Origin of the sequence: Shewanella sp. UCD-KL21 (genome assembly GCF_001957135.1) — a bacterium.
Lineage (GTDB): Bacteria > Pseudomonadota > Gammaproteobacteria > Enterobacterales > Shewanellaceae > Shewanella.
Genome location: NZ_MPHK01000024.1, coordinates 23,937 through 50,092, shown reverse-complemented (window position 1 = coordinate 50,092; position 26,156 = coordinate 23,937). Strand labels below are relative to the sequence as shown.

Here is a 26,156-nt window from a genome sequence, read left to right as displayed (position 1 = left end):
TACTTTGTGAGTGATCGATGCAGTATTTTCCATTATTTGTGGATACCAAAAATTTACAGGTATTAATTGTCGGTGCGGGGGAAGTGGCCACTAGAAAGCTTGATTTGCTGTCACGTACCGAAGCTGACATTACTGTTATTGCCCCGGATATCGCTCAAGAAATTGAAAGCTATCATCAAAAAGGGCGAATTCGATTACATAGGCGCGATATTGAAGCCGCGGATATTGCTGATGTCGATGTGATCTACATGGCCACAGCCAATGAGCAACTCAATAAAGACTATGCCGTTTTAGCCAGCCAAAAAGGCATTTGGGTCAATGTGGTTGATAACCCTAGTTTTTGCCGCTTTATAACACCTTCCATTGTCGATAGAGGCCGCTTAGTGGTTGCCATCAGTACCGCTGGCGCTGCGCCAGTGTTTGCTCGCACTATTCGTTCCCGACTTGAAACACTATTACCCCAGTCATTGAGCCCTCTATTTGATTTTGTCGCGTCAAAGCGCACCGAAGTACAGCAAAAAATCAGCTCAGGTAAAGATAGACGTTTATTTTGGGAGCGATTCTTTAAACTAAACAGTGATCGTTTTGATAGTGTAACAGAAGCGCATTATCAAGATGCATTTAGCAGTTTAGCTGCCGATGGCGAAATATTATTGTTAGATGAAAACGATAACGCGGCCTTATTGCCTATTGCCGCTATGCCATTATTGCAGAAAATTGAAGTAATTTATCGGGACAGCCCGCTGACTGAAAATGGCGTAAGTACCGATATTAATGAACTTATCAGGCGTGATGCTAGCCGAGAAACCGTCCCTAATCTCAGTGAAATTACAGCAAAGTATCACCATGGCGAGCGCATGCTATTGGTGCTAGACAGTGAAAAGTTAAAAAAATTTAAAGCACATTTCCCCATGGCGAAGCACCTTCAACCGGGGGCTTTATAGTCATTTTTGTGGGAATAGTTACAGTCTAGCGTAGTGGTAAATTGACTGAGCTAGAAACATATTCTAAACCGAGTTTCATACTTGTGCTAAACAGGTTAGACTCGGTTTTTTTATTTGTATGGAACTCCCATGGCGCCTAAAGCTACCGTCTATAAAGCAACAATTCAAATCGCTGATATGGATAGACATTACTATGCCGATCATCAACTTACCATTGCCCAGCATCCTTCAGAAACGGATAGCCGCATGATGGTGAGAATTTTAGCGTTTATTATGAATGCTTCGGACTCGCTGCAATTTAGCAAAGGGCTTTGTGTTGAAGATGAACCTGAGTTATGGGAAAAAAGCTTATCTGATGAAATCAATTTATGGATTGAATTTGGTCAAGCTGATGAGAAGTGGCTGCGTAAAGCTTGTGGTCGTTCAAAGCAGGTTCAGTTAATCACCTACAGTGGTCGCAGTGTGCCTATTTGGTGGAAACAAAATGAACAAGCACTGCAACGCTATAAAAACTTAAGCGTATTTAATATTGCTGAAGAAAGTGTTGCAGCAATGGAAGTGTTTGTTAATCGCAGCATGAAATTACAGGTGAGTATTACTGATGGTGAAATCTGGTTGTCTGACGAAGCCAATAGCCTGATGGTTCAACCAGAGCGTTTAAAGTAAGCTCAACCAAAGAGCTTATATTTGTTTTAAACCTAAAAATTATACAATTTGCACTATAATTTAAAGGTTAACCTGTCTAAATTAAGCCGTCGTATACCACTATCAAGTTTGCCTATGCCAAAGCCTGATAGTGGCAATTTAAACTATGAAGTCATTGCAAGTGATTATAATTTAAAAGCTTTAATTGTAATAAGCTTGATAACTTCCCTCAATTAGACTCGATAACACCTCAAAATATCGGTTGTTTTGTCTAAAAAGGAAGTTTTTAATGAAAACGCTAAAGTTATATTCAGTTGACAAAGTCGATGAGCTAGCCCGCCCTGAAGTGTCTAAGCATATCAATATCTATTCAGCCGCCGCTGCGGTGTTTACCGATTTTAGCCAACTAAAACCTTTTGTAATTGAAATGAATACCGCTGCGGTAGACGTTGAGCATTTAATGAAACAATCCCATGTCAGGTTAAAAATTGTCATTGATCAACAAGGGCATTTTATGGGGCTGGTGAGTTTACAAATGCTTCATAACCAAGAAATGCTCAAGCAGGTCGCCGCAGGTTTTTCGCGAGATCAACTTTTATTGAGTGACTTTATGTTGCCCAAACATGAGTTGAAAGCCATAGATTATGTGGAACTGGTTAAAGCGCGAATTATTGATGTCATTGAGACGCTAAAACATTCCCAACATCAGCACTGCTTAGTCGTTGACGAGCGAGCCCACGTTATTCGTGGTTTAATTTCGGCTAATGATATTGTGCGAACCTTAAAACTCCCCATTGATGTGAATTTAAATCCCAGCTTTATGGAGATTGCCGATAATATCGAAAAACTGAAAGCCGCGAGTTAACCGAACTCAACCCCAATTAATCAACGTCAATTAATCAAGCTTGATGTGTTGTTTTTATATCGGTAAAACAATAATGTGTAATGATTAAACATGATATTTACACGGAGCAAGGATGCAGATCAGAAAAGCGCAGCGCCATGACGCCAAAGTGGCATTTGAAATTCGAAACCAAGCGATACTAAGCCAATGCAAAGGGCATTATGATGACGCAATGCTGGCAGCTTGGACTGCTGGTGAGCTGCCGATAGCATTTACTGATGCATTTTCTGAGCACGGCTATGTTGCTATGGTCAATGATGCAGTGGTTGGGGTTGGCATGATTGATGTTAACCATGATGCCGTCGACAGTCCTATTGTGACTACTGGCATGGTCGATGCGATGTTTGTGCGGCCCACTGCGTTTGGTCAAGGTGTTGGCAGGGCGATGTTACAACAACTTGAAGCTGTCGCAATTAAAGCAGGCTGTAAAAAATTAATACTGGATGCCTCTTTAAATGCAGCTGATTTTTATCGGGCTTGTGGCTTTAAAGGTGACAAACAATCCATTTATCATTCCCCAAGGGGGCTTGAGCTTGCTTGTATACCGATGGAAAAGATAATCAGTAATTGACTGCTAGGCTAAAATATAAAAAAGGGCTTCAAAAGAAGCCCTTTTAATTGGGTGACTAACAATTAATCTACGATACGTAGTAATTCGTTAATACCAACTTTTCCGCGCGTTTTAGCATCTACCTTTTTAACGATAATTGCAGCATATAAGCTGTAAGTGCCGCACTTAGAAGGTAAGTTACCAGAAACAACAACAGAGCCTGCTGGTACACGTCCGTAATGTACTTCACCTGTTTCACGGTCAAAAATACGTGTGCTTTGGCCGATGTATACGCCCATTGAAATCACACTGCCTTCTTCAACAACTACGCCTTCAACGATTTCGCTGCGCGCGCCAATGAAACAGTTATCTTCAATGATAGTAGGACCTGCTTGTAGTGGCTCTAATACGCCACCAATGCCCACACCGCCAGATAAATGTACGTTCTTACCAATTTGTGCACAAGAACCCACAGTCGCCCATGTATCGACCATAGTGCCTTCGTCAACGAATGCACCTAAGTTGACATAAGAAGGCATTAATACGGTATTTTTACCAATGAATGAGCCTTTACGAACCGTTGCTGGTGGTACAACACGGATCGCTTCTTCTTTGAAACGCTCTGCTGTGTAGTCAGCAAATTTCTGCGGCACTTTATCAAAGTACTTAGTATCACCACCGTCGATAACTTGGTTATCAAAGATACGGAAAGAAAGCAGTACCGCTTTCTTTAACCACTGGTGTACATGCCATTCGCCATCAATCTTTTCTGCTACGCGAGCCTGACCTTTGTCTAGCATGCTAATAACAGTTTCGATATCTGCACGAACACTTGGCTCTACCGTGCTAGGTGTGATGTCCTGACGAGCCTCAAATGCAGCTTCTATGCGTTGGCGTAATGCCTCCATTACTTTCTCCCGATTAGTTTATTGTGGTAAAGGTGTTGAAAGCGCTCCTAAGAGGGCTTCAGATAATTGTGCTTGTTGCGCTTCATTGAGCTCGCTGCCGGCATTATTTTGTAAGATAAAGAAATCTTCGGCGCGCTCTCCAATGGTGGTAATTTTAGCTGATAATAAGGTGATATCGCAGCGATGTAACACTTCTCCGACGCTGGCTAATAAGCCCGGGAAGTCTAATGCGATGAGTTCCATCATACTTGTATCATGGTTAGTCCCAGGTAAGAAACTCACTTGGGTACGAACATTAAAAGGTTTCATGATTCGTGACAGCTTTCTAAATTTTGATGGTTTAGGTTTTTGTGCTGTTAATGCCTTTTCAAGCGACTTTTTAATCGACTGAATGCGTGAAAGTTGGCTGATTGGTTCACCATCTTGCTCTAGAATAACGAATGTATCTAAGGCGTAATCATCATTTGATGTCATAACGTTAGCATCATGAACATTAATGTTTTTATTGTCTAACACCGCCATAACAGTGGCAAACAGCTTAGGTTTGTCTTTGGCATAGACAAATAATTCGCTGCCACCACGGGTCGTGTGTTTTGAAATAAGCACCAAGGGTTTTTGCTTGTCGTGTTTTAACAAGGCCTCAGTATGCCATGAAACCTGATTAGGTTGATGACGTAAAAAGTAATCATCTTTAAACCTTAGCCATAACGCATCAATATTTTTTTGTTTTACGCCGCGTCGTAGTAGCTCTTTTTGCGCTTTTTGTTTGGTTTCTTGGACTCGCTCAGCCACATCAATGGGCTTTTCTTTGCCTCTGGCTAACACGCGCTGAGTTGAAAAATATAAATCCCGCAGTAATGAGCCTTTCCAGTTATTCCATGCTTTGTGGTTGGTCGCGCAAATATCGGCTACGGTTAAGCAATATAAATAACTTAAATGCACCGCATCTTGAACTCTATCAGCAAAAGCGGCCACCACATCAGGATTTGAAATATCACGGCGCTGGGCGGTGACTGACATCACTAGATGGTTTTCAACCAGCCAAGCCACTAAACGGCCGTCATGATCGTTTAATCCATGGAGCTTACAAAAATCCAGCGCATCTTTAGAGCCTAATTTACTATGATCGCCGCCGCGACCTTTAGCAATGTCATGGAATATAGCCCCTAAAACTAACAAGCCTTTTTTTGGCAACTGATTAATTAAAATCGCGCCTAAGGGGAATTCATCTATCTGCTCAGTTTGCGAAAAGCGGTCAATGTTGAGCAGTAAGCGGTGGGTGTGCTCATCAACCGTATACGCATGAAATAAATCAAACTGCATTTGACCTTCGATGTTACGCCATGCGGGTAAGTATGAAGATAATATGCCGTGTTTATGCATTAAGGATAAAGCCGTTATGCCGCGAGGGTGCTTTAAAATACGCATTAAGTATTTTCTACACTCTGGGTTATCTTGCAGTGGCCCCTTAAGGCCACGTCGTGCTTTGCGTAAAAGCCGCAGCGTTGGCGCATAAATGCGTTGGATATTAGAGTTTTTGGCCACTAACAAAAATAAATTAATAATTTGTTCAGGTTGTTGCTCAAACAGTTGATTATCGAGTACTTCAATGAAGTGACCACGGCGCTGATAATGATCATTGATTGGCTGAATGGTTAACGGCGCAGTTTGATGCAAGGTTGCGCGTTTAAATAACTGCAGCAACATTTCATTTAATTCCATTACCCGTCTTACTGTGCGGTAATAGCGTTTCATCATTTGCTCGACCGCGAGCTGAGTAGCATCCTCATAACCCATGGCCGCGGCTACTTGGCGTTGTAAGTCAAACAGCAGCCTATTTTCATCTCTGCCAGCAATCATGTGCAGTGAAAAACGCAGTTGCCAGAGAAAATCCTGACATTCCAGTAACTCGGTTAATTCAATGGGCTCAAGAAAACCATAGCCAACTAATTCTTGTAATGATGCGGCGTCAAAGTGGCGCATAGCCACCCATGCCACAGTTTGAATATCGCGTAAGCCACCGGGGCATGACTTGATATTGGGTTCTAAATCAAAGGCGTTGGCTTTTGCATGTCGATATTGCTGTTCTTGTTTTTTGGCAAGAAAGAATGTGTCAGAAGGCCAAAAATCATGTTCACGAATGGCGTCATATAATTGATCAAATAAGCTTTCGTCACCTGATAACAATCTAGCTTCAAGTAGATTAGTTGCAGTGCTGATATCACTAAGGCCAAGCTCAAGGGTTTGCTCAATGGTGCGCACACTGTGACCGATTTCTAAGCCAGAATCCCACAGGTAAGTGATAAATTGGCTGATAAGCTCTTGGGCTTGCTGGCTCTGGGCTTCGGTTTGGGTCAGGATCAGTAAATCAATATCAGAGTGAGGGTGCAATTCACCGCGGCCGTAACCACCCACCGCAATGAGTGCAATCGTCTGCTCATTAAAATCAAACGATTGCCAAGCTTGTTGTAATAGCTCATCAACAAATACACAACGCTCTTTGACGAGTTCAGTTATTGGCTGCTTTTGAGCAAATTGCGCCAATAAGCGCTGGTTTAGATCGACTAGGGTGTTTTTAGCTACCAGCGCAGTGTTCATTGACGTCCTTTTTACCTAAAAGTTAAAGCGTTCTTGGGAATTCTTCTTCATTACGTAGTGTGAGTACTTCGACTCCGGTTTTAGTCACTAGCAATGTGTGTTCCCATTGTGCTGATTTTTTACCATCTGAAGTGGTCACTGTCCAGTTATCTTCTTTATCTAAAACGGTTGTGTAGCGTCCTGCATTAATCATTGGCTCGATTGTGAAACACATGCCTTCTTTTAAAACCGTTTTGTCGTTGTTTTTATAATGGACCACTTGTGGCTCTTCATGGAAGCCTTCACCGATGCCGTGACCACAATAATCTTGCACAATTGAGTACTTATCTAAACCGGATTTGCTGGCTTTAATAAATTTTTCGATTGCCGTGCCAATTTCACCTAACTTAGCACCCGGCTTGACTTTCTTAATGGCTAAATAAAGGCTTTCTTGAGCAATACGAACTAGACGTTTGTCTTTAGGGCTAACATCGCCAATTAAAAACATTTTAGAGGTGTCGCCATGAAAGCCATCTTTAATCACGGTGATATCGATATTGAGCACGTCACCGTCTTTTAATATGTAAGGGCCTGGAATGCCATGACACACCACTTCATTTACCGAAGTACAGATTGATTTCGGAAAACCGTGATAGTTCAGCGGCGCAGAGATAGCTCCATGTTCTTCAGTGTATTTAGCACAAATTTCATTCAGTTCATCTGTCGTTACTCCCACTTTGACATGTGGGGCTATCATTTCTAAAACGTCAGCGGCTAATTTACCGGCTACACGCATTTTTTCGATTTGTTCTGCTGTCTTGATAACTATGCTCATGAATTTTCTCTTACCGTTGTCGCTGTCAAAAAAGCGCATTTAAAATGTGGCAAAATTTGTACTTTTTACCCAGTTATGGTATAAAGCGCGCCGTTATGTATAAGTCTTAACGAAACATAAAAGAGAACTAAGCATCAAAGCTTTCTTCACTTATTGCTTCACTAAGAGTAAAATATGGCGGCCATTATACATGTTATAGATGGCAATTTAACTAAATACTAAATCACACACGTATCGACACATTCTTCGGGGTGCTCTTAGTCTATTTAGGCAAGGGTCGAAGGTATGGGATCCGTGGAGGTCTAACCCCCCAAATTAAGGTATATAAAATGACTACTGTTTCAATGCGCGACATGCTTCAAGCTGGTGTTCACTTCGGTCACCAAACTCGTTACTGGAATCCTAAGATGAAGCCTTTCATCTTCGGTGCTCGTAATGGTGTTCATATCATCAACCTTGAGCACACTGTACCAATGTTCAACGAAGCATTAGCTTTCATTAGCAACGTTGCTTCTAAGAAAGGTAAAGTTCTTTTTGTTGGTACTAAGCGCGCTGCTGGCGAAGCTATCAAAGAAGCTGCAATTTCTTGTGACCAGTACTACGTTGATCACCGCTGGTTAGGCGGTATGTTGACTAACTGGAAAACTGTTCGTCAGTCAATCAAACGTCTTAAAGAGCTAGAAAGCCAGTCTGTTGACGGTACTTTCGACAAGCTTACTAAGAAAGAAGCGTTAATGCGTACTCGCGAGCTAGAGAAGTTAGAAAAATCTCTTGGTGGTATCAAAAACATGGGCGGCTTACCTGACGTATTATTCGTTATCGGTGCTGACCACGAGCATATCGCTATTAAAGAAGCTAACAACTTAGGTATCCCAGTTGTTGCTGTTGTTGATACTAACTCTGCTCCAGATGGTGTTAACTACATCGTTCCTGGTAACGATGATGCTATGCGTTCTATCCGTTTGTACACTTCTTCTGTTGCTGCAGCTGCTAACTCAGGCCGTGGTCAAGATTTAGCTGTTCAAGCTGAGCAAGACGGTTTCGTAGAAACTGTTTAATAAGGTTGATGGTTACCATCTCCCTTATTTGCCAATAATTAATTGGTGAACAGGGGCCTTTAGGCCCCTGTTTTATAGATGAAATATTAAACGAATCAAATTTGAGGACTTAACAATGGCAATTACTGCTGCCCAAGTTAAAGAACTTCGTGACCGCACTGGCGCTGGCATGATGGACTGTAAAAAAGCATTGACTGAAACTAACGGTGATATCGAGCTAGCGATTGATAACATGCGTAAGAGCGGTGCTGCAAAAGCTGCTAAAAAAGCAGGTAACATTGCTGCTGAAGGTACAATTCTAATCAAGCAAGCTGAAGGCTACACTGCATTATTAGAAGTTAACTGCCAAACAGATTTCGTTGCTAAAGACGGTAACTTCTTAGCATTTGCTAACGAAGTACTTGAAGTTGCTGCTGCATCTAAAGTAACAATCGAAGAGTTAAAAGCACAGTTTGAAGAAACACGTGTTGCTCTAGTTGCTAAAATCGGTGAAAACATCAATGTTCGTCGCATTGAATACATTGATGGTGCTACTCAAGCTACTTACCGTCACGGCGACCGTATCGGTGTTGTTGTAACGGGTGAAGCTGACGCTGAAACCCTTAAGCACATTGCAATGCATGTTGCTGCTTCTAAGCCTGAATTCGTTAATCCAACTGACGTACCTGCTGATGTTGTTGCTCGTGAGCAAGCGCTTCAAGTAGAAATCGCGATGAACGAAGGTAAGCCTCAAGAAATCGCTGAGAAGATGGTTATTGGCCGTATGAAGAAGTTTACTGGTGAGATCTCTCTTACTGGTCAAGCTTACATCATGGAGCCTAAGAAAACTGTTGGCGATATTCTTAAAGAGAAAGGCGCAACAGTATCTAACTTCATTCGTTTAGAAGTGGGTGAAGGTATCGAGAAGAAAGAAGAAGATTTCGCTGCAGAAGTTGCTGCACAAATCGCCGCTACTAAAAAAGCGTAATTCAACATCTCTTCATACCCTAAAGCCGCAGCAACCGCTGCGGTTTTGTTATAATTAGGAAAAAGTTATGAGCACCAATCCAAAACCTGCATTTAGACGCGTTCTTTTAAAATTAAGTGGTGAAGCCTTGATGGGCGAAGAAGGCTTCGGTATTGACCCTAAAGTACTTGATCGTATGGCTCAAGAAGTCAAAGAACTGGTTGAGTTAGGAATTCAAGTTGGGGTTGTAATTGGTGGTGGTAATCTATTCCGTGGTGAAGGCTTAGCACAAGCTGGTATGAATCGTGTTGTTGGCGATCATATGGGCATGTTAGCAACCGTAATGAACGGCCTTGCAATGCGTGATGCACTGCACCGTGCCTATGTAAATGCACGTTTGATGTCAGCCATTCCTTTAAAAGGCGTGTGTGATGACTACAACTGGGCAGAAGCAATCAGTTTATTAAAATCGGGTCGTGTTGTCATTTTTGCAGCAGGTACTGGTAATCCATTCTGTACAACCGATTCAGCAGCCTGCTTACGCGGCATTGAAATTGAAGCTGAAGTTGTACTTAAAGGCACTAAAGTTGACGGTGTTTATTCAGCTGATCCAATGAAGGATCCAGAAGCGGTTAAATACGACACCCTGTGTTTCAACGAAGTGTTAGAAAACGAATTTAAGGTAATGGACTTAGCGGCATTTACGCTAGCCCGTGACCACAACATGCCAATATTAGTATTCAACATGAATAAGCCAGGTGCATTGCGCCGTGTTATCATGGGTGAAGAAGAAGGCACGTATATTAGCGCTAAAAAATCGAGCTAAATCAGGCTTAGAAATTTAACTTGAACGGGTATCGACATAGGGCAACCTGTGTACCATTATCAAGGTGCCGTTCAAGTATTAAGTATTTGTGACCAAAAGGATATTTAACGTGATTAATACAATTAAAGAAGATGCTCAAGAACGTATGAGCAAATGTGTTGAAGCAACTAAAAACCAAATGGCCAAAGTGCGTACCGGCCGTGCTCACCCAAGTTTACTTGATTCAATTCAGGTTTCTTACTACGGTTCTATGACACCACTTAAGCAAGTTGCTAATATTGGTATCGAAGATTCACGTACGCTAAATGTAACCGTATTTGATGCTACTATGGTGCAAGCTGTCGAAAAAGCGATTATGAGCTCTGATTTAGGCTTAAATCCAATGACAGCCGGCAACTCAATGCGTATTCCATTACCAGCATTGACTGAAGAGCGTCGTAAAGATTTCATCAAAGTTGTTCGTGGTGAAGCTGAAAATGGCCGTGTTGCAGTACGTAACGTTCGCCGTGATGCTATCAGCGAAATCAAAAAGCTTGAGAAAGCAAAAGAGTGTACTGAAGATGATGTTCGTCGTAGCGAAGATGAAATTCAGAAGTTCACCGACGCTAGTATCAAGAATATTGATGGAATTTTAGCTGTTAAAGAAAAAGAATTGATGGAAGTCTAATTCTCCTCTTAGCAAAGCTAGAGTTGAAGCGCCGTGTAAGGTTATACTACACGGCGTTTGTCTATTTGAAAGGGTTGCAATAGATGTCATCCACTGTTGGATTTGAGCCAGAAACACAATTAGATACCGATATTGATTCATCAGAGCAATTGCCTGGGCAGTTATCTGATGTGGTTAAACAGTCGTTGCCTAAACATGTTGCTATCATTATGGATGGCAATGGCCGCTGGGCTCAGCAACAAGGTAAACCAAGAGTGTTTGGCCACAAGGCCGGTGTAAAGGCCGTGCGCCGAGCGGTCAGTGTGGCGAGTCAGTTACAAATCGAGTCGTTAACCTTATTTGCTTTTTCCAGTGAAAATTGGCGTCGTCCTGATAAAGAAGTCAGTTTGCTGATGGAACTGTTTTTCACTGTATTACAGCGCGAAATCAAACTACTGCATAATAATCAAGTGCGATTAAATATCATCGGTGATATCAGTCGCTTTTCTGCACGTTTACAAAAACAGATCCATGAAGCACAACAAAAAACGGCAGGCAATACTGGTTTAGTGCTTAATGTTGCAGCTAACTATGGTGGCCGCTGGGATATTTTACAGGCGACACAAAAATTAGCGGATAAAGTCGCCCAAGGTGATTTAGCATCCGATGAGTTAACTGAAGAATTATTAAATCAACAACTGTGCATGCACGGCCAAAATGAAGTTGATTTGATGATCCGAACCGGCGGTGATTACCGCATCAGTAATTTTATTTTATGGCAGGCTGCATATGCGGAGTTAGTCTTTACTGACACCTTGTGGCCAGATTTCAATGAGCAAGCGTTTAAAGATGCCCTTGCTGTATTTGCCAGTAGACAGCGCCGCTTTGGTTTGACAGGTAGTCAAATCGAAGACATTCGCGCTATATAAAGAATTAAGAGGCTAAACTTTTGTTAAAACAAAGAATTATAACAGTATTATGGTTACTTCCTCTCGTTATTGGAGCCATTTTCTTTTTGCCTGCAGAGTATTTTGCTTGGGTTTTGGTGCCGGTATTTATGATCGGTGCAAAAGAGTGGGGCAGCTTTATTGACCCTCAATGTAAAGTGACCCAGTGGACATTTACCGTCACCGTCAGCGTTATTTTATTAGCGTTAAACTTTATCGTCCCTGTGGATGCAATGTGGCTTAAGGGCCAGCTTCACCCCATTTTTGTTTCTATCATTGCTATTGGTGCCTTTTGGTGGTTTTTAAGCGCGCTTTTAGTAATTTCCTTTCCTAAAACTGACAGCATGTGGAAAAACAGCCCAATGCTGAAGTCGATGTTTGGCCAGTTAACGCTTATTCCTTGTTTTGTAGCCCTCATCACGCTCAAATCAATCAGCAGTAATGTTGACCCTTATTTTGGCGGCACCTTAGTCTTTTTAGTCATGTTAGTTGTTTGGGCAGCTGATACTGGTGCTTATTTTGCTGGTCGCGCATTTGGTAAGCATAAATTGATGCCCAATGTTAGCCCTAATAAAACCCTTGAAGGTTTGCTTGGTGGCTTATTAGCAACCTTGGTCGTCGCATTTGGGGTGATGTATTACTCACCAGAACAAGAATTAGCCTTAGTGATTACGGTTACGCTGATAACGGCTTTAGCTTCAGCGTTTGGTGATTTATCTGAAAGCATGTTTAAACGTGCTGCTGATATAAAAGATTCAGGTACTATTTTACCAGGCCATGGTGGAGTACTCGATAGAATGGACAGTTTAACGGCTGCACTACCGATCTTCACTCTTATCTACATCGCATTCTGGATTTAATACAATGCAAAATATGGTCATTTTAGGCGCTACTGGCTCCATTGGGTCAAGTACGTTAAGTGTTATTAGCCAAAACCCACAGCAATATGCGGTTTATGGTCTCGTTGCCAATGCCAGCGTCGATAAAATGTTGTCATTATGTATCGAACATAAACCAGTATATGCCCATATGGTCGATGAATCTGCGGCTAAGGCGCTGCAGCAGCGTATGCCTGCTAATATTGCCACTAAGGTGACAACAGGTGAGGATGCGTTATTAGGTCTTGTCACGGCTGCTGAAGTCGATACCGTGATGGCCGCGATTGTCGGCGCCGCAGGTCTTGTTTCAACCTTTGCCGCTGTCAAAGCGGGCAAACGGGTATTGCTGGCAAATAAAGAAGCCTTAGTGATGTCTGGCGAATTGTTTATGCAGGCCACAGTGCAAAGTGGCGCGACCTTACTGCCGGTCGATAGTGAGCATAATGCTATTTTTCAGTGCTTACCTGCCGATATCCAAGCCAACCTTGGCCACTGTGATTTAACCGCCTCTGGTATTTCGCATATTTTACTGACAGGCTCTGGTGGCCCATTTTTAACCGCCGATTTAGCCGCGCTTCAATCCATGACGCCAGCACAAGCGTGTAACCACCCTAATTGGTCAATGGGGCCTAAAATTTCAGTCGATTCAGCCACCATGATGAACAAGGGTCTTGAGTTTATTGAAGCGCGCTGGTTATTTAATACTAATAAAGAGCAATTAAAGGTGGTTATTCACCCGCAAAGTGTGATTCATTCGATGGTGCAATATCGAGATGGTTCGGTACTTGCGCAAATGGGTAACCCTGATATGCGTACACCAATTGCTCATTGTATGTCTTTTCCTGAAAGAATTAACGCTGGAGTTGAACCTTTGGACTTTTTCAAAGTCCGAGAATTGAGCTTCTGTGAACCTGACTTCAATCGTTTCCCATGTTTAGGCTTAGCAATGCAGGCCTGTGAGCAGGGACAAGAGGCAACAACAGTGCTTAATGCCGCTAATGAAATTGCCGTAGCAGCCTTTTTAGCTGAACAAATTAAGTTCACCGACATCGCTAAAGTTAATGAAGCGTGTTTATTAAAAGTGCCACAGTCGTCGTTATCGACGATAGAAGATATTTTACAGTTAGACGCACAAGCACGTGCTATTGCTCATGAAGCAATCAAATCAATTAACTAGTTCTTAGGAGAACAATGTTAGATTTTTTATGGAACCTAGGGTCATTTATTGTCGCACTAGGTATTTTGATTACAGTTCATGAATACGGACATTTTTGGGTTGCACGCCGTTGTGGCATCAAAGTAGAACGTTTTTCTATTGGCTTTGGTAAAGCAATTTGGCGCAAGATTGGCAAAGACGGCACTGAGTACGTCGTTGCGATGATCCCGCTTGGCGGTTATGTCAAAATGCTTGATGAGCGAGTAGAAGAAGTCCCAGAGGAATTACTCGACCAAGCTTTTAATCGAAAAACCGTTTGGCAGCGTATTGCCGTTGTTGCAGCCGGGCCTATGGCCAACTTTTTGTTCGCCATTGTTGCCTTATACCTTATGTACATCATTGGCGTACCTTCGTTTAAACCAGTTATTGATACCACCCAAGCCAATACTCCAGCGGCGCAGATAAGCATTAAAGAGCCAATGGAAATTTTATCGGTATCTGGTCAAAAAGTCAGAAACTGGGAAGAAGTTAATTTAGCGTTAGTAAGCCACATTGGTGGAGATTCGTTAGAGATCAGCCTTACACCGCTTTCTGCGGCCGTTACAGATGCCCAGATTGGCCAATCCCATACGCTTGATATTAGCCAATGGACATTTGATCCCGATAAAGAATCGCCAATTAGTGCAATTGGTTTAGGTATTTATCGCCCGGCCATTGAACCTATAATAGCCTTGGTCAGCAAAGGCAGCGCGGCAGAATATGCTGGTATGCAGGTTGGCGATAAAATTACAGCCATCAATGGTAAACCATACCGCGATTGGAATGCGTTTGTAGATGTGATACAAAAGTCTGCCGATAAAACGGTGCAGCTAAAAATATTACGTGATAATCAAGCATTAACCCTTAATGTCACCCCGCAAGCACAAACCAATGCAGCGGGCGAAATAATTGGCATGGTAGGGGTAAGTCCTACTCAAATTGATTGGCCGGAAAGTATGCGCTTCCAGCTTGAGTATGGCATAGTAGATTCCTTCACAGCAGCCGCTGATAAAACATGGCAACTGGTGGTTGTCAGCTTTAAGATGATTGGAAAACTGTTTACCGGCGATGTGTCGGTGAAAAACTTAAGTGGTCCTATTTCTATAGCTCAAGGTGCTGGTACCAGTGCAGACTATGGATTTGTGTACTTTCTTGGGTTTATCGCACTCATCAGTGTGAACTTAGGCATCATTAATTTAATGCCTTTGCCAGTACTCGATGGGGGACACTTGCTGTATTACTTTATCGAAGTGATTACGGGTAAGCCTGTACCGGAGAAGGTACAGGACATAGGATTCAGGTTTGGCGCAGCGATGCTGTTATTGTTGATGAGTGTTGCACTCTTTAATGATTTTTCCAGACTCTGAGCAGGGAACACAAATAATTAGAAGTGCTCTATGAGATTGAATAAACTTTTTGCCTCGATGATTTTAGTCGGCGCGTCATTTTCAGGCAATGGTATGGCGGAAACTTTCCAACCATTTGAAGTGACCGACATCCAGATTGATGGTTTACAGCGAGTCGCACTTGGTGCTGCCTTGCTAAACCTGCCCGTTAAAGTGGGCGATACGGTAGACCAAGTAAAATTACAGCAAGCCATTAAAAGCTTGTATGCCTCAACCAACTTCGAAACCATCAGTGTTAGCCATGAAGATGGTGTATTGCTTGTTTCCGTTAAAGAGCGTGCCACTATTAGTGCTGTTACCTTTGAAGGTAACAAAGATATTAAAGATGAGCAGTTACAAGAAAGCTTAGATGGCTCAGGCATTAAAATCGGTGAGTCACTCGATAGAACCATGTTGTCAGGCATTGAAAAAGGCCTGCAAGATTTCTATTACGGTGTGGGTAAATACGGCGCGAAAGTTGAAGCTGAAGTGATTAACTTACCTCGTAACCGTGTCGAACTTAAATTTAATTTCACTGAAGGCTTAGCCGCCGAAATCCGCCAAATTAACGTAGTGGGTAATACCGTCTTTTCAGATGCTGAATTGATTGGTTTACTTGAACTTAAAGATTACGTTGCTTGGTGGGATTTATTTGGTGAGCGCCGGTACCAAAAGCAAAAGCTTGAAGCCGATTTAGAAACGGTAAAAACCTACTATCACAACCAAGGTTATATTCGCTTTGCGGTAACATCAACCCAAGTGGCAATGACCCCTGATAGAAAAGGCTTGTACATCACCATCAATGTTGATGAAGGTGATAAGTACGAGGTATCTGAAGTTAACTTAACCGGTGATTTAATGGGCCGTGAAGAGTTAATGAAAGCTATTTTGCCGATCAAAGAAGGCGACATGTACAACGGCGGTGATGTGACCTTCACCGAAGAAATGTACAGCAAGTATTTAGGCCGTTTTGGTTACGCTTACCCAGAAGTAAAAACCTATCCTGAAATTAACGACGAGACCAAACAGGTTGCATTAAACATTAATGTTAACCCTGGTAAGCGCGTTTATGTACGTTCAATTAACTTCAGTGGTAACACAGTTACTAAAGATGAAGTTATGCGTCGCGAATTGCGTCAAATGGAAGGAGCATGGCTAAACTCAGCGCAAGTTGAGCAGTCAAAAGTGCTGTTAAACCGTTTGGGCTACTTTGAAACAGTGGATACTGAAACTGTGCAAGTGCCAGGCAGTGATGATTTAGTGGATGTCGCTTTCAATGTGAAAGAGCAGCCATCTGGTTCATTTAACGCCGGTGTCGGTTATGGTACCGAGTCAGGCTTAAGTCTGCAGTTTGGTGTACAACAAAGTAACTTCTTAGGTACGGGTAACCAAGCGGGTATTAACTTAAATACCAATAAGTATTCTAAGAACGTTAACTTCTCTTACACTGACCCGTACTTTACTAAAGATGGTGTCAGCTTAGGCGGCAGTATCTTCTGGAACGAGTTTGATGCAAACGAGGCTAACCTTGAGCGTTATAAGAATAAATCTTATGGCATCGCAGTAAACTCAGGCTTCCCAATAAACGAAAACAACCGTTTAAACGGCGGTATCGGTTATCGTCATAACGCGATTTCAGAAATCTCGGCTTATGAACAAGCATTACGTTTTTATAATGTTTACCGTGAGTCTGATGACCCGAACGATGATTTAGCCTTTGATAACTTTGAAATAAATGGTGGCTGGTATCGCAGTACATTAAACCGCGGCACCTTCCCAACCGATGGTTCATCGCAGCGCTTAAGTGCGAAAGCGACTATTCCAGGGTCGGATCTACAGTATTTTAAAACTGACTTTGATACCAATTTTTACTTACCCTTAACCCGTAACCACAGCTTTGTGTTACTAACACGAGCGCGCTTAGGTTATGCCAATGGTTATGGTCAGTTTAATGATAATGATCAAATTTTACCTTTCTGGGAAAATTATTACTCAGGTGGTAGTAGCTCATTACGTGGCTTTAAGTCTAATTCTGTCGGCCCACGTTCGTTCTATTTATACCGTGGTAGTGAGCCATGTGCGCCCGATCCATCAGGTGACGGTTGTACACTGCCGGGTGATCCTAACCGAATTCAAGTGAGTTCTGGTCGTTCAATTGGTGGTAACGCCATTGCGACAGCCAGTGTGGAAATGATTGTTCCAACGCCTTTCTTGGATGAGGCTTATTCTAATTCAGTACGTACTAGTTTCTTCGTTGATGCTGGTAACGTATGGGATACCGAGTTTGATTATGACTCGTATAGGTACCTTCCAGCGGATGAGTTTGACAAACTGGAAGATTATAGCGACCCAGGTCGGATCCGTGCCTCTTGGGGTATGAGTGTCCAATGGTTATCACCAATGGGACCTATGGTGTTTAGCTTGGCTTGGCCGATTAAAGAGTACGAAGATGATGAAACAGAGATATTTTCGTTCAATATTGGCAAAACGTTCTAAAACAAATACACTCGGCAAGTTTTGCTGATAATAACAAGGAGTCTATTTTGAAAAAGATGTTAAATCGCGCGTTAGTAACAATGGCATTTTTAAGTGCACCTATGATGGCACATGCTGAAAAAATTGCTGTGGTTGATATGGGCGAAGTATTTGAGCAACTGCCTCAACGTGAACAAATTTCACAATCACTAAAAACTGAGTTTGGTGATCGAGTTGCTGATGTACAAAAAATGCAAGAAGAAATGCGCAAATTAGTTGAAAAGCAACAGCGTGATGGCGCGTTAATGAGCGAAAGTCAAAAAACTGAGCTTGTACGTGAAATGGAATCACTAAAGTCTGATTTCCAACTAAAAGGCAAAGCACTTGATGAAGACATGCGTCGTCGTCAAGGTGAAGAGCAAAACAAGCTTTTAGTTAAAGTACAAGAAGCGATTAATACTATTGCTGCAAAAGAGTCTTACGACATCGTATTGCAACGTGGTGCAGTTATCTACGTTAAGCCAGATGCTGATATCAGCGATCAAGTTGTTCAAGCGTTAAGTAAAGGCAACTAATGAAAACAGTGACTTTAAAAGAGCTTGGTCAGCTATTAGGCGCATCTGTTAAAGGCGACGACACTTTGGTAATTACCAGTGTCGCGACCTTAGAAGATGCCGCCTCAGATCAACTTTCTTTTTTAGCCAATAGTAAATATCGTGCCCAGCTTGAGAACTCTCAAGCGGGTGCGGTGTTATTGAGTGAAAAAGATGCCGAAGATTACAGCGGCAATGCCTTAGTGTTAAAAGACCCTTACGTTGGTTTTGCACGGGTAGCACAACTTTTAGATACCACCCCAAAAGTTGCCAAAGGGATCCATCCTTCGGCACAAATCGATGCCTCAGCGCAACTGGGCGAGAATGTCGCTATAGGGGCTAATGTTGTCATCGATGCCAATGTCATTATTGGTAACGACGTACAAATTGCTGCAGGTAGTGTTATTGGCGAGCAATCCATCATAGGTTCTGGCTGTATTTTAAAAGCCAATGTGACTTTTTATCATGATGTGATAGTCGGTCAGCAATGTATTTTTCATTCTGGTTGCGTGATTGGTTCTGATGGCTTTGGCTATGCGAACGAGCGCGGTAACTGGATCAAAATCCCACAAACTGGTGGTGTAAGAATTGGCGATAATGTAGAAATTGGGGCCAATTCCACAGTCGATCGTGGTGCTTTATCTCATACAGAAATTCATGATGGCGTTATCATCGATAACCAAGTTCAAATTGCCCATAATTGTGTTGTCGGCCAAAATACCGCTATTGCAGGAACCTCTTTCTTAGCCGGTAGTGCGACTCTTGGTAAGTACTGTATTATTGGTGGTGGTAGCGGTATCGCGGGCCATTTGAAGGTTGCAGACGGTACCCATATCTCTGGCAGCACCAATGTGACAAGCGAAATTCGTAAACCAGGTTTGTATTCATCTGCTACAATTGCAATGGATAACAAATCATGGCGTCGCAATACTGTTCGTTTCCGTCATTTAGATGAATTATTTAATCGCGTCAAAGTGATTGAAAAGAAAATACAAGATTAGAAGTCATGGCATGATTGCCATTGCGAGGAAATAGCGTGTCAAACCAATTAAATACCATGGATATTGAAGAGATCCTTCAGTATCTTCCTCATAGATACCCTTTTTTGTTAGTTGACCGTGTTCTAGATTACACCGTAGGTGAGTCTTTACATGCGATTAAAAATGTCACCTTTAATGAGCCTTTTTTCCAAGGTCACTTCCCCGTTAAACCAGTAATGCCTGGTGTATTAATCATTGAAGCGATGGCCCAAGCAACAGGATTGCTTGCATTTAAAACCATGAGTCCAGATCCATCACCAGATGTTTTATATTTACTTGCTGGTATTGATAAAGCACGTTTTAAGCGGGTGGTATCTCCAGGTGATCAGATTCATTTCCACGTTAAAATGATTAAAGAGCGCCGAGGGATTGGTGTATTTGAAGGACAAGCATTCGTCGATGGCGAGCTAGCCTGTTCAGCCGAAATCATGTGTGCACGCAGAGAGATCAACAAGTGATTGATAAGTTAGCATTCGTTCATCCAGACGCAAAAATTGGTAACAATGTCACTATTGGCCCGTGGAGCTACATTGGTGCTGATGTTGAAATAGGTGATGACACCTGGATCAGCTCACACGTTGTGGTAAAAGGCCCAAGTGTCATTGGTAAAGGCAATCGATTCTTCCAGTTTTCTTCAATTGGCGAAGAGTGCCAAGATAAGAAATACGCTGGTGAGCCAACAACATTAATCATGGGTGATAACAATATCATTCGTGAAAACGTGACCATTCATCGCGGTACCATTCAAGATAATAGTGAAACCCGTATAGGGTCAAACAACCTGCTCATGGCTTATGTGCATATCGCCCATGACTGTGTGCTAGGTGACAACATTATTATGGCAAACAATGCCTCTATTGCAGGCCATGTGCATGTTGGTGATTGGGCTATTTTAGGTGGCATGACAGGTGTACATCAGTTTGTGCATATTGGCGCTCACGCGTTTACCGCCGGATCTTCAACCATCTTCCAAGATGTGCCGCCATTTGTGATGGCTGCCGGTAGCCCTGCTATCCCAAGAGGCCTGAACGTTGAAGGTTTAAAGCGCCGCGGTTTCACTAAAGAAACCCAACATGCTATTCGCCGTACCTATAAATCGTTATATCGTAAAAATTTAACGATTGAAGAAGCATTAGCAGAAATTACTGAAGACGCTGCAGCCGACGAATACGTTAAAGGCATGGTTGAATTCATTAATGGTTCATCTCGCGGGATCATTCGATAGTATTGATAATGACAAATAATACCCCTCGTATATTTGCTATGGTCGCCGGAGAAATCTCCGGCGATATTTTAGGCGCAGGCTTAATTAAGTCACTACAAAAACACTACCCAGATGCGCGCTTTATTGGCATTGGTGGTCCTCAAATGGAGGCTCTTGGTTTCGAGAGCTTTTTTTCGTTTGAAGAGCTTGCCGTTATGGGAATTGTTGAAGTGCTAGCAAGGCTGCCGCGTTTACTTAAAGTGCGCGCCAGTTTGATTGAGCAAATTTGTGCCGCTAAGCCTGATTGTTTTATTGGTATTGATGCACCAGATTTTAATCTTGGGGTCGAACTCAAGTTAAAAAATAAAGGCATTAAGACTGTTCATTATGTGAGTCCGTCGGTGTGGGCTTGGCGTCCAAAACGTATTTTTAAAATCGAAAAAGCCACCAATATGGTGCTGTCGTTATTACCCTTTGAAAAAGCGTTTTATGACCAACAACAGGTGCCATGTACTTTTGTCGGTCACACATTAGCGGATGATATTCCGCTTGAAAGCGACAAATTAGCAGCCCGTAAACTGCTGGGTTTAGATGCCAACGCAGAATATTTAGCGATTTTGCCAGGTTCTCGCGGTGGTGAGCTAAAACAGTTAGCTGAACCTTTTATTAAAGCGGCGCTGATTGTTAAGCAAGCTTATCCAGATATTAAGTTTGTCACGCCGCTGGTGAATAAGGCCCGTAGGGAGCAGTTTATTGCCGCCCTTGAGCTGTATGCGCCAGATTTGGTAATCGATTTAATTGAAGGGCAATCAAGGGAAGTCATGGCCGCTGCTGACGCTATTTTGCTAGCATCAGGCACTGCAGCACTTGAAGCCATGCTGGTTAAAAGGCCTATGGTGATGTCTTATCGGGTTAATGCGCTGACTTACAATATTGCTAAACGCATGATGTTAGTTGAGCATTACTCTTTGCCAAACTTGCTTGCGGGCAAAAAGCTTATTCCTGAAATTGTTCAAGATGAGTGTAATCCTGAGAATATTTCAGCAGCAGTGATTGAGCAGTTAAATGCTGATTTTACCCCGCTTAAGCAAGAGTTTGAGCAAATTCATCGCAGTCTACGCTGTAATGCCAGCGATAGAGCTGCTGACGCGGTAATTAACTTACTCGATTAAGATCAGTAATTTTTGAAACCTGATTGAGTGATGTTATTCGCTTAAGCAGGTTTTTTTATGCCAATTTTAGAGGTGATTTGTGAGTCGTATTCCTGCAGTAATAAAGGGCATTACCCCTGAACAAGTTGAATACATTAGCCGCGGCGTGGTTGCCGGTGTTGACGAAGTAGGCCGAGGCCCATTAGTGGGTGATGTGGTTACCGCCGCAGTTATTTTAGACCCTAATAATCCGATATCAGGCTTAAATGACTCAAAAAAATTAACCGAAAAACGCCGTGAATTGCTATTTACTGAAATCACTGAAAAAGCCTTATGCATTAGTGTCGGCCGCGCATCCCCAACTGAGATTGATGAGCTTAATATTCTCCATGCCACCATGTTGGCTATGCAGCGGGCAGTGCAAGGGTTAAGTATTACCCCAGAGCGAGTGTTAGTGGATGGGAATCGCAGTCCTGAGTTTGGGATCAATAGTCATGCCATTATCAAAGGTGATGGCTTGGTGGCAGCAATAAGCGCTGCATCGATTATTGCCAAGGTAACCCGCGACAGGGAAATGGCTGAGCTTGATGCCAGATATCCACAATATGGGTTTGCCAATCATAAAGGTTACCCAACCAAAGCCCATTTTGAAGCATTAGCACAATATGGGGTATTAGCTGAACACCGCAAAAGCTTTAAACCTGTGATGGCTGTACTGGCACAATCTGAATCTTAAACAGCTATCGTTATAACAATATTGCATTAGACAACATCGCCAAATATTGCCTATGGCTTTGACGATGTTAAATGCTCTTATTTAGCGAGTATATCCCTAATCTGTTCTATTAAATCCAAGGTTAGTTTGTTAATCTGGCTAGCAGTTTTCTTCTTTTAATCACGCATTTCAAAGATACTATAATCTATGTCCGATCCTCGTTTTGTTCATCTTCGCGTTCACAGTGATTTTTCCATGTCAGATGGTGTGGCAAAAGTAAAACCTATTATTGCCAAAGCCCAAGATCTTGGAATGGGGGCGCTAGCGATAACAGATCAAAATAACTTTTGTGGTCTGGTAAAGTTTTATGGTGGCTGTCATGGGGCAGGGATCAAGCCGATTGTTGGCGCTGATTTTTGGATGAAAGTCCCAGGTTTTGAAAAAGAGTTTTGTGCCTTAACTGTCATCGCTTTAGATAACGACGGTTATCAAAATTTAACCCAGCTCATCAGTGAGGCCTATTTACGTGGCCAAATAGATGGGCGAGTGGTTATCGATCAAGAGTGGCTGATTAAGTTTAATAAAGGCATTTTGATTATTTCTGGTGCCAAAGAAGGCGATGTTGGTAAGGCATTATTAAAAGGTAACCAAACCCAAGTTGATCAGCTGATAAATTTCTATCAAACCCATTTTGAAGATCGTTACTTTTTAGAGCTACTGCGAACTGGCAGGGCTGATGAAGAGCGCTATCTGCACATGGCGGTTAAATTAGCCTCTGATCGCAATCTACCGGTTGTGGCGACCAATCAGGTGGTCTTTTTAAAGGCCGATGATTTTGAATCCCATGAAATACGGGTGGCGATCCATGATGGTTTTACCTTAGCTGATCCTCGCAGACCCAAAAAATACAGTAAAGAGCAATACTTACGCACAGAAGAAGAAATGTGTGAGTTATTTGCTGATATTCCATCAGCACTGGCAAACAGTGTCGAAATCGCTAAACGCTGTAATGTGACCATACGTTTGCACGAATATTTCTTGCCTAACTTCCCAACGGGCGATTTGACCATTGAAGACTTTCTCGTCGATGTGTCTGAAAAAGGCTTAGAAGAGCGGCTAGAATTTTTATTCCCTGATGAACAGGTACGTTTAGAAAAGCGTCCTGAGTATGATGAACGCCTAGATATTGAGCTAAAAGTGATTAACCAAATGGGCTTCCCTGGTTACTTCCTTATTGTAATGGAGTTCATTCAATGGGGTAAGGATAACGATATCCCTGTTGGACCGGGTCGTGGATCTGGTGCGGGCTCATTAGTGGCATATGCCCTAAAAATTACCGATCTTGACCCACTAGAGTACGACTTACTGTTTGAACGTTTCTTAAACCCAGAACGTGTCTCTATGCCTGATTTCGATGTCGATTTCTGTATGGATAGACGTGATGAAGTTATCGATCACGTTGCTGAATTGTATGGCCGAGATGCGGTATCACAAATTATTACCTTTGGTACCATGGCGGCAAAAGCTGTGGTACGAGACGTTGGCCGTGCACTCGGTCACCCCTATGGTTTTGTTGAACGGTTAACTAAAATGATCCCAGCAGAGCCTGGGATGACTCTGACCAAAGCCTTTGAAGTAGAGCCATCATTACCAGAAGCGTATAACGCAGATGAAGATGTCCGAGAGCTGATTGACATGTGTCGACGGCTTGAAGGTGTTACCCGTAATGCGGGTAAGCATGCTGGTGGCGTGGTGATCTCACCGACAGTTATTACCGATTTCTCGCCCCTTTATTGTGATGCAGAAGGCTTAAACCCAGTAACGCAATTCGATAAAAATGATGTTGAAACTGCGGGGCTAGTTAAGTTTGATTTCTTAGGCTTAAGAACGCTGACCATTATTGACTGGGCGCTGCAAATGATTAACCCGCGCCTAGCAAAGCAGGGCAAAGAGCCCGTTAGGATTGAGGCCATTGACTTAACCGATCCTAAGTCGTTTAGATTACTTCAGCGCTATGAAACCACAGCGGTATTCCAGTTAGAATCCCGTGGTATGAAAGATTTGATTAAACGCCTGCAACCGGATTGTTTTGAAGACATGATTGCACTCGTGGCACTGTTTCGCCCAGGACCATTGCAATCAGGCATGGTAGATAACTTTATTGAGCGTAAGCATGGCCGTGAAGCGGTCTCTTATCCAGATGCAGAATATCAACATGAGTCATTAAAAGAACTACTAGAGCCAACCTACGGCATTATTTTGTATCAAGAACAAGTGATGCAAATTGCCCAGGTTCTTGCAGGTTATACCCTAGGTGGCGCGGATATGTTGCGCCGTGCAATGGGTAAGAAAAAACCTGAAGAAATGGCTAAGCAGCGCGGAACGTTCAAAGAGGGGGCTATCAACAACGGTGTTGATGGCGACCTGTCGATGAAGATCTTCGACTTGGTTGAAAAATTCGCAGGTTATGGTTTTAACAAATCTCACTCAGCTGCCTATGCACTGGTTTCCTATCAAACTTTATGGCTTAAAACCCATTACCCAGCTGAGTTTATGGCGGCGGTAATGTCAGCGGATATGGATAACACAGATAAAATCGTTATCTTAGTCGATGAATGTGAGCGTATGGGCATACCGCTTATTCCACCTGATGTGAATAAAGGCTTATTCAAATTTACCGTTGATGACGAGCTTAACATTGTCTACGGGATCGGTGCGATTAAAGGGGTCGGTGATGGCCCAGTGGAATCGATTCTCAATGCCCGAAAAGATGGGCCATTTATTGATTTATTTGATTTCTGCGCCCGAATTGATCTTAAAAAGCTCAATAAACGCGTCATCGAAAAACTGATTTGCGCCGGCGCATTAGACAGTTTAGGTCCGCACCGCGCGGCAATGATAGCGACATTACCAGAAGCGATTTTAGCCGCAGCGCAGCATGCCAAAGCTGAAGCCATTGGCCAAAACGATATGTTTGGCTTATTGAACTCTGAACCAGAAGACAATAAACAAAACTTTGTTGAATGTACTCCTTGGCCTGATAAAGTTTGGCTTGAAGGTGAGCGTGATACCTTAGGTTTATACCTTACTGGTCACCCGATAAATCAATACTTAAAAGAACTCAAGCAATATACTTCAGGGCGTTTAAAAGACGTCCACCCGACCGATCGCGGTAAAACCATGAAAGCCGCGGGTTTAGTTATTGCGACTCGGGTGATGATCACTAAACGTGGCTCTAAAATGGGGCTGGTGACATTAGATGATAAAAGCTCCCGTTTAGAGGTGATGCTATTTACTGAAGCGTTTGAAAAATTTAACCACTTGCTTGAAAAAGATAAAATTTTGATTTGCGAAGGTGAAGTCAGCTTTGATGACTTTGCTGGTGGCAATCGCATGACGGCCCGCAACATCATTGAAATTGGCGAGGCTCGCAGCCACTTTGCAAATGCAGTAGAAATAAACATCACCGCAGATGACATCAATCAAGCTTGGCTGGAGCAATTTGAGCAAGCATTAACGCCTTGGAAAAACGGCAGCGTGCCCGTTATCATTAATTATCAGCAGCAAGAGGCCGCAGGCCAATTACGCCTTGGTGATGAATGGCGGGTTAATCCAACCGATGAACTGATGCTGGCAATTGAAAGTTTAGTGGGCTCTAAAAACGTCAAAATCGTGTTTAATTAATTTAGCAAACGGGCTTTGGTTTCGGGCTCAGATTACTGAGCTATTTGGGC

The 26,156-nt window shown here is 42.7% G+C and carries 23 protein-coding genes; 20 read left to right on the top strand and 3 right to left on the bottom strand.

All coding sequences use genetic code 11. The features are described 5' to 3' along the window. The first annotated feature begins 17 nt into the window (after positions 1-17). The 4 genes from BM739_RS17345 (at position 18) to BM739_RS17330 (ending at position 3,064) form a co-directional block, all read left to right on the top strand. Positions 18-944, top strand: a complete 927-nt coding sequence (locus BM739_RS17345; RefSeq protein WP_076542912.1) for a bifunctional precorrin-2 dehydrogenase/sirohydrochlorin ferrochelatase — start codon at positions 18-20, stop codon at positions 942-944. Positions 945-1,073: 129 nt separating this feature from the next. Then, positions 1,074-1,610 (top strand): YaeQ family protein, encoded by a 537-nt coding sequence (locus BM739_RS17340; protein ID WP_076542911.1) that lies wholly within the window; start codon positions 1,074-1,076, stop codon positions 1,608-1,610. A gap of 268 nt (positions 1,611-1,878) precedes the next feature. After that, the gene (locus BM739_RS17335) at positions 1,879-2,454 is read left to right on the top strand and encodes a CBS domain-containing protein (RefSeq protein ID WP_076542910.1); all 576 of its coding nucleotides are present in this window, start codon (positions 1,879-1,881) and stop codon (positions 2,452-2,454) included. Between the two features lie 112 nt (positions 2,455-2,566). Beyond that, the gene (locus BM739_RS17330) at positions 2,567-3,064 is read left to right on the top strand and encodes a GNAT family N-acetyltransferase (RefSeq protein WP_076542909.1); all 498 of its coding nucleotides are present in this window, start codon (positions 2,567-2,569) and stop codon (positions 3,062-3,064) included. A gap of 62 nt (positions 3,065-3,126) precedes the next feature. On the opposite strand, the gene dapD is transcribed toward BM739_RS17330, so the two are convergent. The 3 genes from dapD to map are packed head-to-tail and all read right to left on the bottom strand — an operon-like array spanning position 3,127 to position 7,363. Then, a complete protein-coding gene (gene dapD, locus BM739_RS17325) occupies positions 3,127-3,951 on the bottom strand; it encodes a 2,3,4,5-tetrahydropyridine-2,6-dicarboxylate N-succinyltransferase (RefSeq protein WP_076542908.1) in 825 nt (274 codons plus the stop codon). 18 nt (positions 3,952-3,969) lie between these two features. Then, on the bottom strand, positions 3,970-6,549 hold the full coding sequence (glnD, locus tag BM739_RS17320; protein ID WP_076542907.1) for a bifunctional uridylyltransferase/uridylyl-removing protein GlnD: 2,580 nt from the start codon (positions 6,547-6,549) through the stop codon (positions 3,970-3,972). Positions 6,550-6,571: 22 nt separating this feature from the next. Continuing rightward, positions 6,572-7,363, bottom strand: coding sequence for a type I methionyl aminopeptidase (gene map / locus BM739_RS17315; RefSeq protein ID WP_076542906.1), 792 nt, complete (start codon positions 7,361-7,363; stop codon positions 6,572-6,574). Positions 7,364-7,692: 329 nt separating this feature from the next. Between map and rpsB the strand changes: the two genes are divergently transcribed. The 16 genes from rpsB to dnaE all read left to right on the top strand — a co-directional run bounded on the left by rpsB (position 7,693) and on the right by dnaE (position 26,106). Then, the gene (gene rpsB / locus BM739_RS17310; RefSeq protein ID WP_076542905.1) at positions 7,693-8,421 is read left to right on the top strand and encodes a 30S ribosomal protein S2; all 729 of its coding nucleotides are present in this window, start codon (positions 7,693-7,695) and stop codon (positions 8,419-8,421) included. Positions 8,422-8,536: 115 nt separating this feature from the next. Then, entirely contained in the window at positions 8,537-9,388 is an 852-nt protein-coding gene (gene tsf / locus BM739_RS17305; protein ID WP_076542904.1) for a translation elongation factor Ts, read from the top strand. 67 nt (positions 9,389-9,455) lie between these two features. Continuing rightward, positions 9,456-10,193 (top strand): UMP kinase, encoded by a 738-nt coding sequence (gene pyrH / locus BM739_RS17300; protein WP_076542903.1) that lies wholly within the window; start codon positions 9,456-9,458, stop codon positions 10,191-10,193. 109 nt (positions 10,194-10,302) lie between these two features. Then, positions 10,303-10,860, top strand: coding sequence for a ribosome recycling factor (gene frr, locus BM739_RS17295; RefSeq protein ID WP_076542902.1), 558 nt, complete (start codon positions 10,303-10,305; stop codon positions 10,858-10,860). Positions 10,861-10,943: 83 nt separating this feature from the next. After that, a complete protein-coding gene (locus BM739_RS17290) occupies positions 10,944-11,768 on the top strand; it encodes an isoprenyl transferase (protein WP_076542901.1) in 825 nt (274 codons plus the stop codon). Between the two features lie 20 nt (positions 11,769-11,788). Continuing rightward, the gene (locus BM739_RS17285) at positions 11,789-12,646 is read left to right on the top strand and encodes a phosphatidate cytidylyltransferase (protein WP_076542900.1); all 858 of its coding nucleotides are present in this window, start codon (positions 11,789-11,791) and stop codon (positions 12,644-12,646) included. Between the two features lie 4 nt (positions 12,647-12,650). Next, the gene (ispC, locus tag BM739_RS17280) at positions 12,651-13,841 is read left to right on the top strand and encodes a 1-deoxy-D-xylulose-5-phosphate reductoisomerase (protein ID WP_076542899.1); all 1,191 of its coding nucleotides are present in this window, start codon (positions 12,651-12,653) and stop codon (positions 13,839-13,841) included. Positions 13,842-13,855: 14 nt separating this feature from the next. Then, positions 13,856-15,226, top strand: coding sequence for a sigma E protease regulator RseP (gene rseP, locus BM739_RS17275; RefSeq protein ID WP_076542898.1), 1,371 nt, complete (start codon positions 13,856-13,858; stop codon positions 15,224-15,226). Between the two features lie 30 nt (positions 15,227-15,256). Beyond that, positions 15,257-17,740 (top strand): outer membrane protein assembly factor BamA, encoded by a 2,484-nt coding sequence (bamA, locus tag BM739_RS17270; RefSeq protein WP_076542897.1) that lies wholly within the window; start codon positions 15,257-15,259, stop codon positions 17,738-17,740. 56 nt (positions 17,741-17,796) lie between these two features. Next, the gene (locus tag BM739_RS17265) at positions 17,797-18,294 is read left to right on the top strand and encodes an OmpH family outer membrane protein (protein WP_076542896.1); all 498 of its coding nucleotides are present in this window, start codon (positions 17,797-17,799) and stop codon (positions 18,292-18,294) included. Then, on the top strand, positions 18,294-19,313 hold the full coding sequence (gene lpxD, locus BM739_RS17260; RefSeq protein ID WP_076542895.1) for a UDP-3-O-(3-hydroxymyristoyl)glucosamine N-acyltransferase: 1,020 nt from the start codon (positions 18,294-18,296) through the stop codon (positions 19,311-19,313). Before BM739_RS17265 ends, lpxD begins: the two co-directional genes overlap by 1 nt. Positions 19,314-19,348: 35 nt before the next feature. Then, positions 19,349-19,810 carry a 3-hydroxyacyl-ACP dehydratase FabZ gene (gene fabZ / locus BM739_RS17255; RefSeq protein ID WP_076542894.1) on the top strand — a complete coding sequence of 154 codons (462 nt, stop codon included), beginning with the start codon at positions 19,349-19,351 and terminating at the stop codon, positions 19,808-19,810. Next, entirely contained in the window at positions 19,807-20,577 is a 771-nt protein-coding gene (gene lpxA / locus BM739_RS17250; protein ID WP_076542893.1) for an acyl-ACP--UDP-N-acetylglucosamine O-acyltransferase, read from the top strand. Before fabZ ends, lpxA begins: the two co-directional genes overlap by 4 nt. Before the next feature lie 8 nt (positions 20,578-20,585). Then, a complete protein-coding gene (gene lpxB, locus BM739_RS17245; protein ID WP_076542892.1) occupies positions 20,586-21,728 on the top strand; it encodes a lipid-A-disaccharide synthase in 1,143 nt (380 codons plus the stop codon). An 88-nt stretch (positions 21,729-21,816) separates the two neighbouring features. After that, positions 21,817-22,443, top strand: a complete 627-nt coding sequence (gene rnhB / locus BM739_RS17240) for a ribonuclease HII (protein ID WP_254843577.1) — start codon at positions 21,817-21,819, stop codon at positions 22,441-22,443. Between the two features lie 186 nt (positions 22,444-22,629). After that, the gene (gene dnaE / locus BM739_RS17235; protein ID WP_076542890.1) at positions 22,630-26,106 is read left to right on the top strand and encodes a DNA polymerase III subunit alpha; all 3,477 of its coding nucleotides are present in this window, start codon (positions 22,630-22,632) and stop codon (positions 26,104-26,106) included. Positions 26,107-26,156 lie beyond the last annotated feature (50 nt).